12 protein-coding genes are annotated in these 17,532 nt (G+C 42.3%); all 12 read right to left on the bottom strand.

Features of this window, described 5'->3' with window-relative positions:
• Positions 1-81: 81 nt before the first annotated feature.
• Positions 82-1,248, bottom strand: a complete 1,167-nt coding sequence (locus F1644_RS00135; protein WP_118302578.1) for a FecR family protein — start codon at positions 1,246-1,248, stop codon at positions 82-84.
• Between the two features lie 41 nt (positions 1,249-1,289).
• Entirely contained in the window at positions 1,290-1,889 is a 600-nt protein-coding gene (locus tag F1644_RS00130; RefSeq protein ID WP_229128169.1) for an RNA polymerase sigma-70 factor, read from the bottom strand.
• A gap of 352 nt (positions 1,890-2,241) precedes the next feature.
• Positions 2,242-3,420 carry a thioredoxin family protein gene (locus F1644_RS00125; protein ID WP_118302580.1) on the bottom strand — a complete coding sequence of 393 codons (1,179 nt, stop codon included), beginning with the start codon at positions 3,418-3,420 and terminating at the stop codon, positions 2,242-2,244.
• An 11-nt stretch (positions 3,421-3,431) separates the two neighbouring features.
• Complete coding sequence (locus tag F1644_RS00120) at positions 3,432-4,895, bottom strand: RagB/SusD family nutrient uptake outer membrane protein (RefSeq protein ID WP_118302582.1); 1,464 nt, start codon at positions 4,893-4,895, stop codon at positions 3,432-3,434.
• 11 nt (positions 4,896-4,906) lie between these two features.
• On the bottom strand, positions 4,907-8,209 hold the full coding sequence (locus F1644_RS00115; protein ID WP_158571825.1) for a TonB-dependent receptor: 3,303 nt from the start codon (positions 8,207-8,209) through the stop codon (positions 4,907-4,909).
• 168 nt (positions 8,210-8,377) lie between these two features.
• Positions 8,378-8,956 carry a FecR family protein gene (locus F1644_RS00110; protein ID WP_317147146.1) on the bottom strand — a complete coding sequence of 193 codons (579 nt, stop codon included), beginning with the start codon at positions 8,954-8,956 and terminating at the stop codon, positions 8,378-8,380.
• Complete coding sequence (locus F1644_RS00105) at positions 8,944-9,534, bottom strand: anti-sigma factor family protein (RefSeq protein WP_317147145.1); 591 nt, start codon at positions 9,532-9,534, stop codon at positions 8,944-8,946. The genes F1644_RS00110 and F1644_RS00105 overlap by 13 nt, the downstream gene beginning before the upstream one ends.
• Positions 9,535-9,663: 129 nt before the next feature.
• Positions 9,664-10,224: an RNA polymerase sigma-70 factor gene (locus tag F1644_RS00100; RefSeq protein ID WP_118302588.1), complete on the bottom strand. Its 561-nt coding sequence runs from the start codon at positions 10,222-10,224 to the stop codon at positions 9,664-9,666.
• A gap of 172 nt (positions 10,225-10,396) precedes the next feature.
• Entirely contained in the window at positions 10,397-10,747 is a 351-nt protein-coding gene (locus F1644_RS00095; RefSeq protein ID WP_087420093.1) for a hypothetical protein, read from the bottom strand.
• Between the two features lie 13 nt (positions 10,748-10,760).
• Positions 10,761-12,386: a FimB/Mfa2 family fimbrial subunit gene (locus tag F1644_RS00090; protein ID WP_118302590.1), complete on the bottom strand. Its 1,626-nt coding sequence runs from the start codon at positions 12,384-12,386 to the stop codon at positions 10,761-10,763.
• Positions 12,387-12,416: 30 nt separating this feature from the next.
• Positions 12,417-15,011, bottom strand: a complete 2,595-nt coding sequence (locus tag F1644_RS00085; RefSeq protein ID WP_229782377.1) for a BACON domain-containing carbohydrate-binding protein — start codon at positions 15,009-15,011, stop codon at positions 12,417-12,419.
• Positions 15,012-15,058: 47 nt separating this feature from the next.
• Positions 15,059-17,521: a Calx-beta domain-containing protein gene (locus F1644_RS00080; protein WP_118302592.1), complete on the bottom strand. Its 2,463-nt coding sequence runs from the start codon at positions 17,519-17,521 to the stop codon at positions 15,059-15,061.
• Between the last annotated feature and the right edge of the window lie 11 nt (positions 17,522-17,532).

Below are 17,532 nucleotides of genomic sequence, written 5' to 3'. Positions count from 1 at the left end.
TTTGTCATGTTAAGTTTATTAATAAGTAAGGCTTAGCGCAAGGAGCATCAATAGTGTTGGTCGCACGGATGCTCTTTTTTGTTACCTCTTCAGAATAATTCGATCTTTATCCATCGTATAAGTAATATTTAAATTTGCACACAACGACTCTATTGCCACGTGAATATCTTCCCGGTCAAACTCTCCACTAAAAGATTGAGTAAATACAAGTCCGGTCTCGTTCACGATCGACACTCCATACCAGCGTTCCAGTTTCCAAACCACATCCCGGAAAGCCTCGTTATCAATCACCAGTATACCATCCTTCCACATCACTTTCCTCGCAGCATCCACCTCGTTCACCTCGATAGTGCCACTCTTCGTGTTAAACATGAATTGTTGATTAGGCTTGATAACAACAAAACGACTGCCCACGTTCACACGTACGCTTCCTTCCACCAACGTCGCACTCACCTCGTCCCGGTCTCCATAGGTATTCACCTCAAAACGGGTACCTAGTACTTCCGTGGTCAACTCTCTGGAAACAACCACAAACGGACGGGCTGAATCCTTAGCAACTTCAAAATACACGTTTCCCCGAGCCTCAACTTCCCGCATATGCTTACCAAAATAAGCCGGATAGCGCAAAGCACTTTCCGAGTTGATCCATACCTTAGTTCCATCTGACAACTGTACCAGAAAACGTTCTCCTGCCGGAACAATAATTTGGTTATAACACAATTCCTCTTTTTCGATTTCCGTTGAATCTTTTATCTTATATACAATTCCCCGGTGATCCACTTTATTAACACTAACCCACTCTCCCGCCACACCCGTCAGATTCAACGAATCACTAAGAATGATCTCTTTGCTATCAGCCAACTTCAAAATAACTCCCCGTCCCGAAGAAACGGCATATTTTTCACCCGAAGAAACCTCCGGAACATCTTTCCGTAACCATAAAACAGAAGACAGGATCATCAATAACACGGCCGCAACCGAACCTATCCTCCACATCAACGTTATACGCATTTTCGGTTTCAGAGATTTTTCCATAAACAGACGGTAATCTCTTACCCCCGCCGCCAGCATTTCCGGACTCGCATGACTTCCCGCAGAAAAATTCCATATTTTTTTGAACTTCTCAAAATACACCCGATTTTCCTGCCCCTCCATCCATTTCGAGAAATATCGTATTTCTTCCGAATCTGCCCGATTCTCCAGTATTCGGACCAGTAATTCTTCTATATTGATATTTTTATCATCCATCTTCTCGTGCTTTTATACACTAAAGACAGTTGAAAGGAATTTTACCCCCAATGAGAAAATGAAAAAAATAAAATAATTTGTAATAACCAGTCTAATTCATCCCGTAACTTACTTAATGCTATCGACATATGACGCTCAACTGTTTTCTCCGAGATATTCAGTCTTTCAGCAATCTCCCGATTTTTCAACCCTTCAATCTTACTCAACACGAAAACTTCCCGACACTTTTCAGGTAAAGTGGCAATGGCCTCCTGTATGGCCTGCTCTATATCCGACTTCCACAAAGCCTCTTCCGCCTCGGGGGATTGAATAACAGTAGAAAAATAAAAATCAGTCATCTGTTCCTGCTCGTACTTCTGAATATTCTTTTGATGGGCAAGCGTATTTAGACTGCCATGGTAAACCGATTTAAAAAGATAAGCCTTAACAGAAAGAGAAATATTCAACGCATCCCGGTTTTCCCATATCTTATAGTACACCTGTTGCACCACATCCCGAGCCGCCTCCATATCATTCAACAAACGGTCGGCATAATTCAGCAACGCATCATAATACGTGGTATATATATCTACAAATGCAGAAATTTCGCCACGTCTCAATAACGTTAATAATTCCCTATCTTCTGAATAATCCACGACCATGTACATTCATTCTTTAATGCAAATATAAAAGATTAAATCAGACTTTTTATTAAAGGAATAAAAAAATCACATAATCACTTTAAAATAAAACAGTTAAATGCACAACTATTTTCCATCGCTTATAATTCGCTGTCTCTCTATTGTTTCGCATAGGTTTCTCCGTGCTTTCTCCGTGCTTCCTACGTATCACTTCCGTGTCACTCACGGACAAACAATGTTGAAAATTTGCGTAAACACGGTATGAATCTAAAAGGAATAGTATAGTATGCCCGAAACAAAGAAAATCATGATCAAAAGCAAGGGGCCATTCTTTATCAGAACAGCCCCCTGGTACAAACATTAACATCACACACTATTTCTTCTTTCTCGTTGGCTTTTGTGCCAGATTCTTAGGACGCATACTATATTCTTTTGCACCGAATTCCGGTTTCTCCATGATTGATTTCGGGAAAACCTTCTCCGCACCCGGAGTCAAACGAATCAAACGTTCCAATAAAGCGGCATACTCCTGATGAATATACGGATCTTGACGGTCGTCACTGTTATAAGCAATATATTGTAGATAAGAGACGCACCTGCCCAACCATTCTACCGGAGTCTCCGGGGACCAGTAACTACCACGCACAATAAAACGAAGTTGTTCTATAAAATCCTGCTGATTGATAGACGTATCAGCCATCGTGGCACGGATCAACGCATCGGTTTCATCATATTTTTTATCTCGAACCAAGGCATTAATTTGTACCAGATACTTGTTCAAGGATTTCCCCTTAAATTCCGGTAACCTATTTAATTCTTCCAAAGAAATATTACGAGTCTCCATATACAGCTTATTATCCACCACCTCTTTTCCCAAAGCCTTCACAAAAACATCATAATTTTTCACTAATTCCTGAAAATAAGGATTATCCGTACCTCTTATATTAGCTTTAAATATATCCCAGACATCCGAATCCGTTAATTTTGCCCCCTTTTTGACCAACATCTCAAAAGCCTTCTGCACATTCTCTCGTTCATAAATCGAGGCATTATAATGAATATAATTCTTCAAGAACTCCCGGTCGTCACGCCCTTTAGCAAATTCTTCAATTAGATAACCGGAACGTAATTCCGGTACTAATGCACTTTTTCCCGTGGCAAGAAACTGTTCGGCCTCCTGCCGAGATTTACTCCGATGTACCACATCACCGTTCTTGGGATCCACAAACACGTAGGTTGGGTAAGAATTCACGCCATAACGCTTGGCAAGCTCCACCCCTTCCCCATTCTCGGCATCAATTTTCATATTCACGAAATTCGTGCTATAAAAATCACCAATAAAGGGGAGAATGAATACATTCTCCGCCATATTTAAACAGGGACCACACCATTTTGTATAAAAATCCACGAATATCAATTTATTCTCTGCTTTAGCCTTATCACACGCTTCTTTCCAAGTTCCATGATAAAACTGAATACCGTAGTTTTTCTCTGTTTGAGCCGAAACATGAAGGCTTAATAAAAGAAATACAATATATACAAATTGTTTCATAATCATCTCTTTTAGTATCCGGGATTTTGCTCACATGCAGAATTGGCATTAATTTCTGATGTTGGGATATTATAAATTTTTCTCCACTCTAATTTCTGCAAAAATGCTTGCTCGAAACTATTACCTCCATCCTCATCTTCTTTATCTTTTTCCTGTTCATCTTCCAATTGCTCTGCCAAACTCTTGTTCATCTCTAGCAACCGATCAAATCTCCGCGTAGCAAACCACTCATGCCAATTTTCAAAAGCCATCTCGATCCACCACTCTTTAAAAATTTCGTCCATCAATTCATCTCGACTAGCTGGCTCTGTCATATCAGCACCTACTCGATTACGCAACTCTTTAATCGGAGCCCAAGCATCAGCAATCGAAGCATTACTACGAGCCAAAGCTTCGGCTTTAATCAAATACAATTCTGCAGTACGTAAAAATATTACAGGAACACCCTCTCCCGGGATATATAATTTTTTCACGGTATTCACATTATAGGTTACTCCGTTATAAACAACATCTTTATTCTCCGTAACCAAATCTTTTCGGGGATCTCCTTCTATCAAATTCATATAACTTTCTGACGGTCCCCAAATACCGGTGGCACCAAAAGCTTTCTCCATAAAATATGACACATCAGACACGTCATCCGTACCAAAAGCACGGCAAAAAATAACCTCTTTCGATGTCTCCGCATTCGTGAATACATTAGAATAGCTAGGATCTAAAGGATTTGTCGATGTAATAGCCTCGTCCGCAGCAACAGCGGCCTCACTATATTTTCCTTGATAAAATAACACGACGGCCTTCAAAGCTTTTGCCGCTTGCACGGAAGCCTGTGTAGAAGTCGTGTATTCCGGAGCCTGATTCAAAGCTATTTCCAAGTGCTTATAAATCTCCTCGTAACTTTGAGCAACAGTAGCACGCACTTTCACGGCATTAGAAACCGAGGGTATTTCGTCCCGAATCAAAATACCATAATTACTATTTTCATCCCAGAACTCACTAAATTGGCGTAATAATCTGAAATACGACAATGCCGTAAGAAAATGACATTCACCGATAATTTCTGCTTTTCTACCAGCCTTGAATTCACTATCATCAAGTTTCTCCAAGGCTTGCAACAAATAATTAACATTCTTAATGACCTCATAATCACATCCCCACTCTTCATCCCCGAAGGTACTATAGGAAAGAGTCGGCAAATAATTCTCTGAATAATAAATAGAAACCCCGGAAGTAATAAAATTCTGACGCAATAAAGCTCCCGACATAAAACTACCACTCAATGTGGCAAACGTGTAATTTGTACTTTTTGCCGGTAAACAACCATACGTACCGGTCAAAGCTAATTCTGCCATTTCAGGCGAGGTTATCGCATTTTCAAGATCCAACTCATACATTGGATCCTGTTCCAACACATCCACCAATTGACAATTGGTAAGACCTATTATAATTGAAAATACAATCAGTATTTTTTTCATACTCAAAATAATTAGAAATTAAGTTTAACACCAAAAGAGAACGTACGTGAAGACGGGTAATTCCAATTCTCATAATTTGAACCATAATTTGAAGTCGCCGAACCGATCGTACTCGGATCTTGTCCCGGATATTCCGTGATCACGAAAAGATTATTTGCCGTGAAATAAATCTCTCCGGAATTCAAGTATTTACCTCCCCACAATTTTGGAATATCATAGGATAAACGAAGTTCCTGCAAACGAAGATTAGAGGCATTAAATAAGGATAAAGAAGTATTTGGAGCAACCCCATCACCAATATACATGGCTGGTAATTTAGCATCTCTATTATCTTCACTCCAACGATTATCCAAATTATAATCCACCAATCCGGTCAATTGATTCGGTAAGTTTTGTAATGTTTTATTAAACAATTTCTTTCCTCCTATCTGAAATCCGAAATGCATATATAAACTCAAACGCTTATAAGCTAATGTCGAGGTTAATCCTCCAATAAGGTCAGCTTCCGGAGAACCGATAATCATTCGGTCTTTATTATCAATGTAACCGTTTCCATCCACATCCCGGAGTAACAAGTGTCCCGGACGTAAGCCAGACCCATTGTAAGTATTTTTGCCGGCAGCCACAGCCTGGGCATTCAACTCGTTAATTGTGGCCTGATCCTGAATAATTCCTTCATATTGATAACCAAAGAATGCACCCATCGCATGTCCTTCTGCCAATACTTGGTTTCCGGACCCTTGTATCGTAATTCCCATTCCGTTATCTGTTTCACCTTGTTCCACAAGCTCCAGCACTTTATTCCGGTTATGAGAAGCATTCAATCCTAATTCCCAGCTCCAATCTTTCTTTCCGCGTAACAAATTAGCACGAAGAGAGATTTCAATACCTTGATTTCGTACAGACCCCACGTTTGTTGGGATTGGTTCTACGGCCAAACTTGAAGGCGGAGTGTAAGTCCAGATCAAATCATCGGTATTCTTGCGATAATATGCTATACTACCACTCAGTAAAGAACGTAAGATTGAAAAGTCAATACCCAAATCATATTGCAATGTAGTTTCCCACTTAATATCCTTATTTCCAAGCTGGCTATGAACAATAGAAGGATTATCCAAATAACTTCCTGTTGAATATAAATCCTTATTAGCATAACTTCCCAAATCAAAGTTCTGAACTCCCGTCTTACCTACACTGAATTTAATCTTCAAATCATCCAGGAACTTGACATTTCTCATAAAACTCTCATCACTCACGCGCCATGCAATAGCCCCCGAGGGGAAGAAACCATACCGATTATTGGAACCAAAAGAGGATGAACCATCATAACGAGCCGTGAAAGTAAGTAAATACTTATCTAGTAAACGATAATTTATACGGGCAAAAGAAGACTGCAAGCCATATACCGTACCACTTCCGCTTTTACGTACAATTTCACTGGCATTCGTGATTCCAGTCAAAACCTTATCCATCGGATAATTTTTAGCATCTACTCCAAAACCACGTCTTTTCGTACGTTCAAATGAAATACCAACCACGGCATCCAAAGCATGAATATCATTGATACGCCCTACCCAAGACAACGTATTATCAAAAACCGTAGTAAACGAACGACTTGTCGATTCCGTTCCATACCCTTTATTATCTGAGGTCAAATATGTCGGTTTATAAGATTCCGAATAAGACATATTCTGATTCAATGATAACGTAGTCTTTAATTTCAATCCTTTCCAAATATTCAATTCCAAAAACGACGTGGACAAAATACTATAATTATCATTATAACTCTTCGCATCATTCTGTGCAACAGGGTTATATGAATTTCCTTCTTTGTAATAACTTCCATCTTCATTATATATCGGATAATCAGGCCGGAATCCAATAGCCGTGTACAAAGAAATACCTGGAGAGCTGACATCCGTGTATCCTAACGTGGTCGATGTTCCAAACTTCAAGAAATCTGTAATATCATAGTCTAGGTTTATACGTCCCGTGTAACGGGTAAAATCGTCATGCTCAACCATTCCCTGATAATCCAAAACACCCAAAGAGATATAGTAATTTGAATGTTCACCACCACCACGAACAGATAAATTCAAATCATGTCGATGAGAAGGACGTTTCAACTCTTTATACCAATCCGTGTTACCGGACTTCAAATCCGTACTACCTTCTTTCAAAATAGAATTTGCCGTTTTATTGGAAGGATCCACTTTTAGTGTCTGCTCTGCCACATAACGCACGTACTCACGAAACTCATCCCCATCCAACGTGGAGAAATTATTAATTCTTGAATCCACGCTAAAAGCATAATTTACATTCAGATCCGGCTTTCCACTTTTACCGCGTTTCGTAGTTACGATGACCACACCATTAGCACCTCTAGAACCGTAAATCGCTGCCGCAGATGCATCCTTCAACACGTCCATGGATTGAATATCCGATGGAGAGATCGCACTCATCACGTCGGAAGTCACGGGCATACCATCCACTACATACAAAGGCTCGTTATCTCCCGTCAACGAAGCTTCTCCACGAACCCGTACCCGAATCTTCTCGCTCGGATTGGATGATGCTAGAGAAACAACAACCCCGGCTGCCGCATTCTGCAGCATGGTCTCCACATTAGTCGCACTTTTCTTACTTAATTGTTCCTCGTTCAAAGAGGCCACCTGTCCGGTCAAATCTCTTGTTGCAGTAACCCCATATCCAACAACCACAACTTCGTCTACACCGACTGCCTCGTCCTCCATGACCACTTTCAGTGGGGCAGGATTCGACAAACCTTTCACTTTCACAAATTGTTTTTTCATTCCCACGAATGAAAACTCCAGTTCGATGTTCTCGGCACTCGGCACGGTCAATTTAAAATTACCGTCCAAATCCGTTGCTGTTCCCAAGGTCGTACCCTTCACCAAAACGGTTGCCCCGATAATTGCCATTGAATCTTTATCCACCACTTTCCCTTCAATGACAATTTCTTTCTTCTGCTCGCTCTGCACGGGCTGTGTCGGGATAGATTCACAAATCACAATGATGTCCCCCTCGAATTTGTAGGAAAGCCCCGTGTTCGCTAAAACCCGGTTCAAAACACTTTCCACGGCCTCCTGTTTTGCCTTCACGGATACCTGTCCCAAATGTTGTGTCAGTTCCATGTTATACACGAAAGACAAAGCCGTCTGTTTTTGAATCTCTCCGAACAAGGTCCGGATAGACACATTCTTTAAATTCAAATTTACTCGTTCTTGCTGCGCACTTGTATTAGCAACAAGGGTAAACGAGAACACAAAAATAAATAGTACAGTCAATTTCATAACTAACCATTTTTTTTGTCCTCTATGTCGCCAAAAAAAGGACATAATTGATTTTTTTTCCATAACTTTGAACATTATAAATTTTTACTTAGTGATAAGAAATGCGCCAACATGACTTATCAAGGTTATCAAAATACCCGGAAGGCCTCGAACACCTTCCGGTGTTTTTTATTTAGAAATACAAATCGTTCTATCTTTTATTGTAAAAGTGACGCCAACCGCACTTTTAATTGCTTTTAAAATATTATCAATCTGATCATAACGTTTCACATGTCCCGTAAAATGTAAATTCTTTAATTGCTCGTTCGTGTAAAAAATATTCACGTCATACCACAAAGAAAGCGTGTTCATGATCTGTTCCATGGTTTGATTTTCAAACACGAAAAAGCCATCTTTCCAAGAAACATAAGGTTCAATATCTACCGTTTTCACGTTCACGGATGCATCCGTCCGCCTGTATTCTCCCAGTTGTGAAGGTTTCATCCGGTATTCCGGCCCTCCCTTTTCAGCACTCAATCCAATCGACCCTTCCACCAACACCGTCTGCACTCGTTCTTTATCATGCGTGTTCACGTTAAAAGACGTCCCATACACCCGGATTTTGATTCCGTCTGCAATCACGTAAAAAGGACGCTTTTCATCTTTCTGTACTTCAAAAAAGGCCTCCCCCGTTAAATATACCTCTCTTTTCTCTTTATCAAACACCACCGGAAACTTCAATTGAGTGCCAGAATTCAATTGAACCATCGAACCGTCTGCCAACGTGATTTGGTACTCCCCCCCCTCGGTGTTTGTAATACATTATATTGTAAATCCCTCTTCTCATTCCCATTTGCAGAATACACGATCCCGCTACCGGAATTCTTCGCATTCACACCCTCACCTACGACTATATCACGGGTCGTATCATGTTGTAATACCACCGATTTCCCATCTGCCAGAATCAGGGTTGCCTTCGTTTCTCCCGGAAGAATATCCACGGTAGCAACCTCCACGGGTTGTTCGTGTTCATTATTTCTTAGCAGTACGAAAATTGTCCCCAAAGGAAGTAATAACATCGCCGCATATTTCAACCACACTCCGATACTCTTTCTCTTTATACCGGCTCGTTTTTCACAACGCTCGTAAGCTGCTCTATGATCAATTTTCTTGTACATTCTATACTTGTATAAAATATCCTTTCCCTTACAAACCCGGTCAAACATGGCCCGGTTCTCCGGTGCCGCATCCAACCATTTTTGCAATTCCTGCATCTCTTCATCCGTAATTGCCCCAGACAAATAAAGATGCATCATTTCAACCATTCTAAATTTACAATCATCCATTGCTTATCCTTTTTCTATAATTAGAACAACAACCTATTTCAAGAGAGGTACAAAAAATAAAAGAAATTTCACCCAAAAAGTAAAATTCTTTACGGACAACTCATTTTCAATAGATTACAAAACAAAAAATCAGATTATTCCCAAAGACATCATCACGAAATACACCCGTCCCAAACGTTCCCGAATATATGACATGGCCCGTTTTTTCTGTGTCTTAACCGTTAATATGGATAAATTCAACAAAAGAGCAATCTCCTCGTTTCCTTTTCCTTCCAAATGCAATAAAAAGATATTCCTACATTTATCCGGAAGTTCATCTATCGTCTTAAACAACAGGCGATACAACTCCTCCTCCATCATTTTCAAATCAATATCATCCCCTTCATCCTCAAGATTCAACGAGGCAAGATACTTCTCCTCCACGTTCTTGTGTTTCAGATGATTCAAGCCGGCATTCTTCACTGAATTATAAAGGAAACTACGAAAAGCATTGTAAGTCGGATATTGGGCATCCCGTTCCCAAACGGCAATAAACACCTCCTGCACAATATCTTCCGCCACGTCCTGCTGCTCGACAAACCCCATCGCAAAAAGAACCAGCGAATTATAAAATTCGCTGAATAATTCACGAAAAGCTTCTGGTTGCTTCGTGTTTATCCGTTGTAAGAACGATTCTTCCCTCTTTGTCATTAATACAATTTTCAATCCAATCACAAAATTAGAAATTCAAATGAACAAACCTATGATCATAAAAAATAAAATTATTCTCTGCCATAAAATCATCAAACAAAAAAGGACCGATTTCTATACTATATAGAAACCAGTCCCTCAACTATGTAAACTACGAAGATCTTATTAACGTCTAAACTCGTTCTTTTTGTAATCCCTGGAATTTCATCTCTATCATTCCTCGCCAATAGTGGAAACCTCCACACAAAATTTTACACATCAGCACACATTCCGTACTCTGTTTCCGGATCAATTGTAACGAGGAAGTGTATAAAAGCCGATCCAGGTTGTTAACACGTATCCGGATAATCCTTTTCTCTACGATCCCGGAAGTAGTGGTTAACCAATTCACATCGAACATTCCCAGAAGAGAATAACAATAAAAAGCAGAATGCTCATAAGCATACCAGTCCCCATTCTCGTGATAAAGAAAAATATATTCTTCATTCCGTTTTTCCTTTTGCAATATCTCTTCCAGTTCCATACACATATGAATTTTATTGAACAATGATTATTTTACACGCTTTTGTCTTACCGCCAACAACTGAACTCATCTGCACCCTTCCGTTTCTGTTACTTCCAAAACCTATATGCAGATAAGCATGAGTATAATAATTACTATTAAGCTCCGATAAAAAACCGTCTACACCCGGGAAGGCAGCAGGCAAGCTGGCGGTAGGATGCAAGGCCAACCAGGTAGTAGACGACGGATTCATAATCTGTATGGTCCAGTTATGATTTGTAACATTCACTAAATCCAAAACATACGAATCGCTATCTTTTAGAGTGGAGATTTCCGGGTTCCAACTGACCTCAACAGACTGGGACAAATTATCACAAGTAAGTGTCAAAGTTGTAGATACTAAAGTAGATGTTCCCGCAAAGTTCCCGACAATCTTAAACTTGTTATTTCCCAACGACTGGACTTGCAAGCCGGTAAGCCAAGTTGTTCCTCCCGTCACCACTGGCGTAACACCACGGCTTGAGTACACCGTGCAAATTTCAATACCGTTAGCAACAGAGGTCGTTTGGTTTTTACCATACAAGTTAAACACGTTATTGGACATCGTCATCCGGTGTTGGGCGTCAGCCACGATACAAGGGAAATCGGAATCTTCATCCGTCAATTCCACCTTCAAGGCATTTGACGGGGCAAAATTGATCGCATCCGTCACGCTGGCATATCCAGGACCGTTCACGCTGACCACCGTGATGATATAACGATGATTCCGCACGACATTCAAGGGAGTCCCTCCATTATCTACCATCACCACTTTATAATACCCCTCTTTTCCTTTATACATGGCCTTAATGATTACGCCCATGTAATCGCCCGACGTGCAATTCCGCTCGTAAATATACAAGGAAGGGGTTTCCCCGTCCGACCATCCATTCGCGTAATTCAATGTACTACCGGAAAGAGGACGTCCCGTCACGGGAGTAACAGTTGTTGAATAATTCGTCGGGGTCAAGTAGCCGCAATCGGCACCCTTGTTCACTGTTATACTTTGAACTGTAAAATCATTCAATCCGTTCGTGGCGTCAACCGCACCTTTTTTTACCTGTACACAAGCCACGGCACGTAACAGTTTCACGTTATCAGCGTTCGTCACGATATTAATTCCCGTCGGGAGTTCAACACGTCCCCACATGATCAAAGGCATCACGTTGTCCACCAGAGTTCCCGTAAACGTCGATGTCTTCAATGCAAGCATAGCCACACTTTCCAACATTGCCGGAGTAACATCCCCAAAATTCAGTCGATCAGTCACCCCGTCAGGAGTTCTCCCGTTAGTCACCAAATGAATAACACGTCGTTTCGAGGTAGCATCCAAACGTATCGAAAAAGAAATCTCCGTCCCGCTTGGTGTCAACTCTCCACCATCCACCTTCACCCGTTCCATGAACTTCCCATCCTCGTCGAACACCAGCACATCCACGTTCCGGATCTCGCTATCCGTGTAGGAACGGGCAAGCGAGTGTACGTTTTCCGGCTCCGGCAGAGTCACGGTAAGAGCTACATTCACTTGACGAGGTGTCTGTGCAGGACGACTATCATCACTGGCACAAGAGGCGAATAATATGCATATTAAATATGGTATTATTTTGAGATATGATTTCATAGTATTATTCCATTAATTTAATTACGACATTTATTCAGCATAAATGGCTTTCCCATTTTCATCACGTCCAATCATTTCAGGTTCTACAATCACCTCTTCACTTGAAGTTTCAACCGCATTCGTATTCATACTCCTAGTAGTCGTCAATTTCGTGTTAGGAACATGCACAGAAACCGAAGCCGAATGTTTCACCCTATCATAAGTAATTGTAGCTATATGCCCATAGGAAGTTGTGTAAGTTTTAGCTTTACTTGATCCATAACTTGTAACAGTTATAGCATAACCTTCTGAATACAGGAGAGTACCTCCCCTATTATAAAAATTAAACTTATTATTATCTCCAGATGCATTCGTCCCCCTTTCCATCGTACCATTCTCATATGCGTACATGTGAAGATTCATCGCTGTATTTGATGGTCTACTTGAAGTATACCAAATAGCATAAACTTCCAATTTTATTTTACGAGGAGAATTAGCATCCCCTTCAAACAACGGAGCATTAAAAAATGTAGTTTCACCTTGCCCTGATCTAGCATCTCCACCCCATTCCAAAAGAGTCCCTCCATTATAAGCAAAAGATACTCTTCCATCAGTATTACCACCACCACTTCCTGTGACTCCTTTTCCGGGATTGTTATCTTGCATACCAAATCCGACAGGTATTTTATCATATTCACTATTATTCGAACCCACATTTGTAAGATGGTTTCCGGCAAACTCCACGGCAATATCAACATCCGTAGAACCACTCCAAGTAAACTTCACCACGAAATAATGGAACGGCGGTATCGTCACGATAATATCCTGATAAACATTAGCCGTCACTTCATAATCCGGACACGAGGCATGTCTGAATCTCATGGTTCCCGAACGAGGTTCATCATTATCCTCCGGATTTGCATTTCCCGTGTTACGATCCGTGGTAAATGACAATATCTGTCCAATCGGATCCCAAGAAATATCATGAATCCAAGTTTGTTGCGGAACAAAATTCTCTATCATCTTCGTTCCCCCGTACACAACCACATCCTGTGAATTGGTTACCGCTTGTGTTTCCGTTCCTTGTGGTGCAGAAGCATCAATCGTGTTATCATTATCCACGTAGATATAGCAATTCACCAATCGAATCGTATCCGTATCCAGCGTCATAACATTCTTCACAATGACAAGCGTATCTCCATAAACAAGATGTCCCTCATCCAAAGTTTTGTTGTAAGCAACAGAAGAACGGGTGAAGTTAACGTTACTTATCCCGGCATTTCCACTCTGCACGTTTGCAGCAGCCTTTCTGGGATTCGTGGTCAGGAATTTCCAGTTACCACCGGTACTCGTAATCGCAACTTGTCTATTCTCATGAAGATTCGGGCAGAAAACCAATCGTTTATTATCCACGGTAATCGTTCCCTCATCCGGTCTTTGCGTCACGGGAATCTTTTTCGTCACGTTATTCGCTTTGACCGTGATATAAGAACTACGAGGTTGGCCATCCACGTAAGTGTCCACGTTAGCCGTAATCTCGACCCCGTTATCCGCAATCTTCCGAACGGAAGTAATCCAACCTCCTGTCGGGTAATCCACCGTAAAATCCAAGGCATTCGTGTTCACGTAAAGCGTATCTTTATGTGATAGTCCCACGGATGCTTTATCCGTGTAAAGCTGTGTCTGTGACAGGTCAGCATTCAATTCCACATCCTCCCAACCCAAAACATCAGCCGTCACGTCCAGTTTTCCACCTACCAGAAGACGCACAAGTAATATACCGTTCACACGGGGCACCCGCGGGATTACAACATCTGTCTTTTTAAAACGAATTCCCCCCTCACAAGCCAAGTCCACACTCACTTTCATGTGACTCTCCGTCGTATCTTTCGGGTTAACACTCAGGTAATCGTTTCCCTTGTGAGCCGGGATAACAAAATACAACGTGTCACTACGTTGGTGTCCCGGTAACGAGGTACTATCCTTGACCCGGAAAGTCCCGGTCATCGGCACGGAACTCACCCTAGGGTTCTTTGCAGTCGGGAATAATCCTCCCTCCCAGTTCAAGGTAGTCGGCACATCCTTCAATGCGAAATTATGCGTCCCGTTCACGTCCAATCCACCCGCATCCGCGATAACCACCTTTACCAGAGCCACGTTTCGTGACAATATAGTAGTTCCTGGAACCGAATTATCCTGCCCGCCAATAACCAATTGACCATCGATATTGGCCGTGCGTAATTCCGGCATGGAAGGTAATACCCCTCCCGATGTTCGGGTCTCCCACATCTTCAAATCTTCACGAGCCGCGCTACGCATAGGTTGAATCAAGCCGCCACTAAAATCAGTATTGGCAGTCACAAGGGCTATATTCCACGTCCCGGCAGCGACAGTCATCGACAGTCGATCCGGGGCATAAGTTACCCTCTGAACCTTCTGGTTGAATCTTCCGGCATCACCTCCATCTCCATCAAAAAGATAGACCAACGTGTTACTGACAATATCCCCACCCGCTCTCGTCATGTTGAAAGTCAGTAAAGGATCTCCACTCGCTTGCCCGGACAGGGAATCCCTGTCGTCCGAGCAAGCTAGTAGGAGAATAGTCAATAACCCCGCTAACAATATGTTTATATATTTTCCTGCCATAATTCTCTTTTTTCATTCACTACCTCCCCGAAGGGAGTAGAATTTGTTTATTTACGGATCGTAAACTCGGCCGTAGCTTCTGCATCAGAAACACTGATCGGTTGCGCGCCCGTGGGTTGAGTTACAGACTTGATTTTCAACTTCACTTGTTTTTCCGCTGCATCCGTACTATATAGCACCACACCATACACGTTCGCAGAACTATGATTTCCGTCACCACTGATGCGGAGATCATGCATATTCGTAAACACAAAGTCTTTACCTTCTTTAGCCGAAGCATCAGGAACCGTCACACAATTCACGATAACATCACTTCCGGTAGCATTCGTCAGCAAAGCCCCGTCAGAAGCCCGCACCAAAGACACCGTGAAGAATCCCGATACAACATTATTGTTCAATCTGTGATCGCCAAGGGAAGCTATCATTAAACGTGCCGGTTGATCGACAACCACCCCGCTACAACTCAACAACTCCCCTTCAAAAGCCACGTTCGAACCACTCAGACAATGTACTTTATTAAAGTTAATCACGACCGTCTTGGGTAATTCATAACGGGTATCCTCCAACGTTTTCACCGAGAACGATGATTTCTGTGATCCATTGGCAAATATCACTCTCGGGGTTAATCCCATATCGAAATCAAGGGCATCAGCCGTTCCTTCCCCGTAAATACCATCCACGATGATATTGGCTCCCGTCGAATTCATTAAAGGAGTTCCATCCGGTTTGAACAACCCAAGCTCGTATAAAATATCTTTTGTTCCCTCTTCTCCCTGTTCCGTGCGAACCATCTTAACAACAGCCTGTTGATCCTCGATCACCGCTTTACCCACGGGTTTCACCAGATAACTTTGCTGTGCATCCGAAAGTACGAGTTCAAACTCTTTCATCCCCTCGATCAAATTATTCGCTTTCACGGACACCTCTATATCCTGTTTTACCAGATAACGGTCGGCCGTTCCCCGTGACGGGGTAAACGAAAGCTTTCCTTTCACCGGTGTAAAATTATTCGCAATATTAGCCGTTTTCTCTTGGGTAGCATATCCCACGCTTACCGGAATTGGCGCACCTTCTTTCGTCGTGGCATACCCGGTCAGAGTCACGGTAAAAATAGCCGTGGCTATTCCATTCACCGGTTTCGTGATCTTCACGTCCGAAACATAAAGACCATGTCCCAGTTTCACGAGACGACCTCCCGCTCCCAGGAAAAGTAACTCCCCGGATGAAGCAGTATACGCCTGACGATAAGCCGTCGGTTTATTATCCGTCACGTAACGGTCAAACTCCTTTTCACCCGTGGACGAAAACATACAAACCCGTCCTTCAGAAGAAGATAACAATAAAATCTCCCCGCTGTTGGTTACTTTCATTTTGTCAAAATTACCATCCAGTGAACGCTCGAACTCCACTTTCCCGGTCGGGTGAATACGTATAAACGTACCTCGACGTCCGCCCATGTCGTATGTCGTCACCACGGACTCCCCGGTTGCCGGGTTCATCCCGATTCCCCGTACATTCCCCTTGGACGTACCCGAATACAAGGCTGTTCCGTCATTACGCAACAAAGCATAATATCCTTGACTTCCGCTACCTCCAACCAGAATATTACCATTACGGGCCACCTGAAGATGATCCAGCATAGTGGCCCCTTGGTTGGCAGGAATCATATTCTTCGCAAACACGATGTCCCCCTCCGGACGAATCTTGTAAATAATCCCCCCATCTGTCGGTGAATTACCGATCACAAGCACCGAACCGTCATTAATATTGGCATTCAACCCGGTCACGACAAACTGTTTTGCCGGGATCGTCGTCATGTAATAAGGTTTTCCCTTATCATCCAGACGAACCACGAGAGCTTGCTCCTTATCCTTTCCGGCAGAGAATGCCGCACAAATGTATTCAATCGAATTTCCCATCACCGCAAACTGGTCACAATAACCACCCCCGGCATTTTTATACTGGTAAACCACGCTACCCGTCGGGTCCAGTTTCAACAGGATTCCCTGACGACCGTCCGCCCCTTTCGGCTCCGAACCGGACACCACAAACGCCCCGCTCCGCAGCAGCATACCTTTCAGAAAATTACTTCCTTGATCCCCGGCATAAATATCGGTAACGATACGTCCGCCTCGATTAATCACCACGATACGTCCACATAAAGTAATTTTATCCTTTTTACCTTTTACATTCGGCACACTAGACTGTCCAACCACCAAAACCCGGCTGTTATCCAACTCCACAATCTCGTTCACCGCGGTAAAGCCTGTCAATGGAAGTGAAAAAACCACGTCTCCTTCCCGTTCCACCCATGTCAAGTTATATTTTTGACCTTCTTTACCAACTAAAGCTACTTCATCACCGGGTAGCGGGCAAACCAGTTGAATCTGATTTTTATCACCATATACTTTATCGAACACCACCGGCATATACTGGGCTTTCACCTGCAAACAAGTGATCACGCTCAGCAGGAACAATATCCACACTCTATGAATTCTCGTCTTCTTCATATTATCGTTTA

The organism is Butyricimonas paravirosa (genome assembly GCF_032878955.1).
Lineage (GTDB): Bacteria > Bacteroidota > Bacteroidia > Bacteroidales > Marinifilaceae > Butyricimonas > Butyricimonas paravirosa.
This window is presented reverse-complemented; position numbering and strand designations above follow the sequence as displayed.

Bases quoted from the DNA above. Each gene is read 5' to 3' on its own strand.
- F1644_RS00135 (WP_118302578.1), bottom strand. From the start codon at position 1,248: ATGGATGATAAAAATATCAATATAGAAGAATTACTGGTCCGAATACTG.
- F1644_RS00105 (WP_317147145.1), bottom strand. From the start codon at position 9,534: ATGGATGATTGTAAATTTAGAATGGTTGAAATGATGCATCTTTATTTG.
- F1644_RS00090 (WP_118302590.1), bottom strand. From the start codon at position 12,386: ATGAAATCATATCTCAAAATAATACCATATTTAATATGCATATTATTC.
- F1644_RS00110 (WP_317147146.1), bottom strand. From the start codon at position 8,956: ATGGTTCAATTGAATTCTGGCACTCAATTGAAGTTTCCGGTGGTGTTT.
- F1644_RS00120 (WP_118302582.1), bottom strand. From the start codon at position 4,895: ATGAAAAAAATACTGATTGTATTTTCAATTATAATAGGTCTTACCAAT.
- F1644_RS00100 (WP_118302588.1), bottom strand. From the start codon at position 10,224: ATGACAAAGAGGGAAGAATCGTTCTTACAACGGATAAACACGAAGCAA.
- F1644_RS00125 (WP_118302580.1), bottom strand. From the start codon at position 3,420: ATGAAACAATTTGTATATATTGTATTTCTTTTATTAAGCCTTCATGTT.
- F1644_RS00080 (WP_118302592.1), bottom strand. From the start codon at position 17,521: ATGAAGAAGACGAGAATTCATAGAGTGTGGATATTGTTCCTGCTGAGC.
- F1644_RS00115 (WP_158571825.1), bottom strand. From the start codon at position 8,209: ATGAAATTGACTGTACTATTTATTTTTGTGTTCTCGTTTACCCTTGTT.
- F1644_RS00095 (WP_087420093.1), bottom strand. From the start codon at position 10,747: ATGGAACTGGAAGAGATATTGCAAAAGGAAAAACGGAATGAAGAATAT.
- F1644_RS00130 (WP_229128169.1), bottom strand. From the start codon at position 1,889: ATGGTCGTGGATTATTCAGAAGATAGGGAATTATTAACGTTATTGAGA.
- F1644_RS00085 (WP_229782377.1), bottom strand. From the start codon at position 15,011: ATGGCAGGAAAATATATAAACATATTGTTAGCGGGGTTATTGACTATT.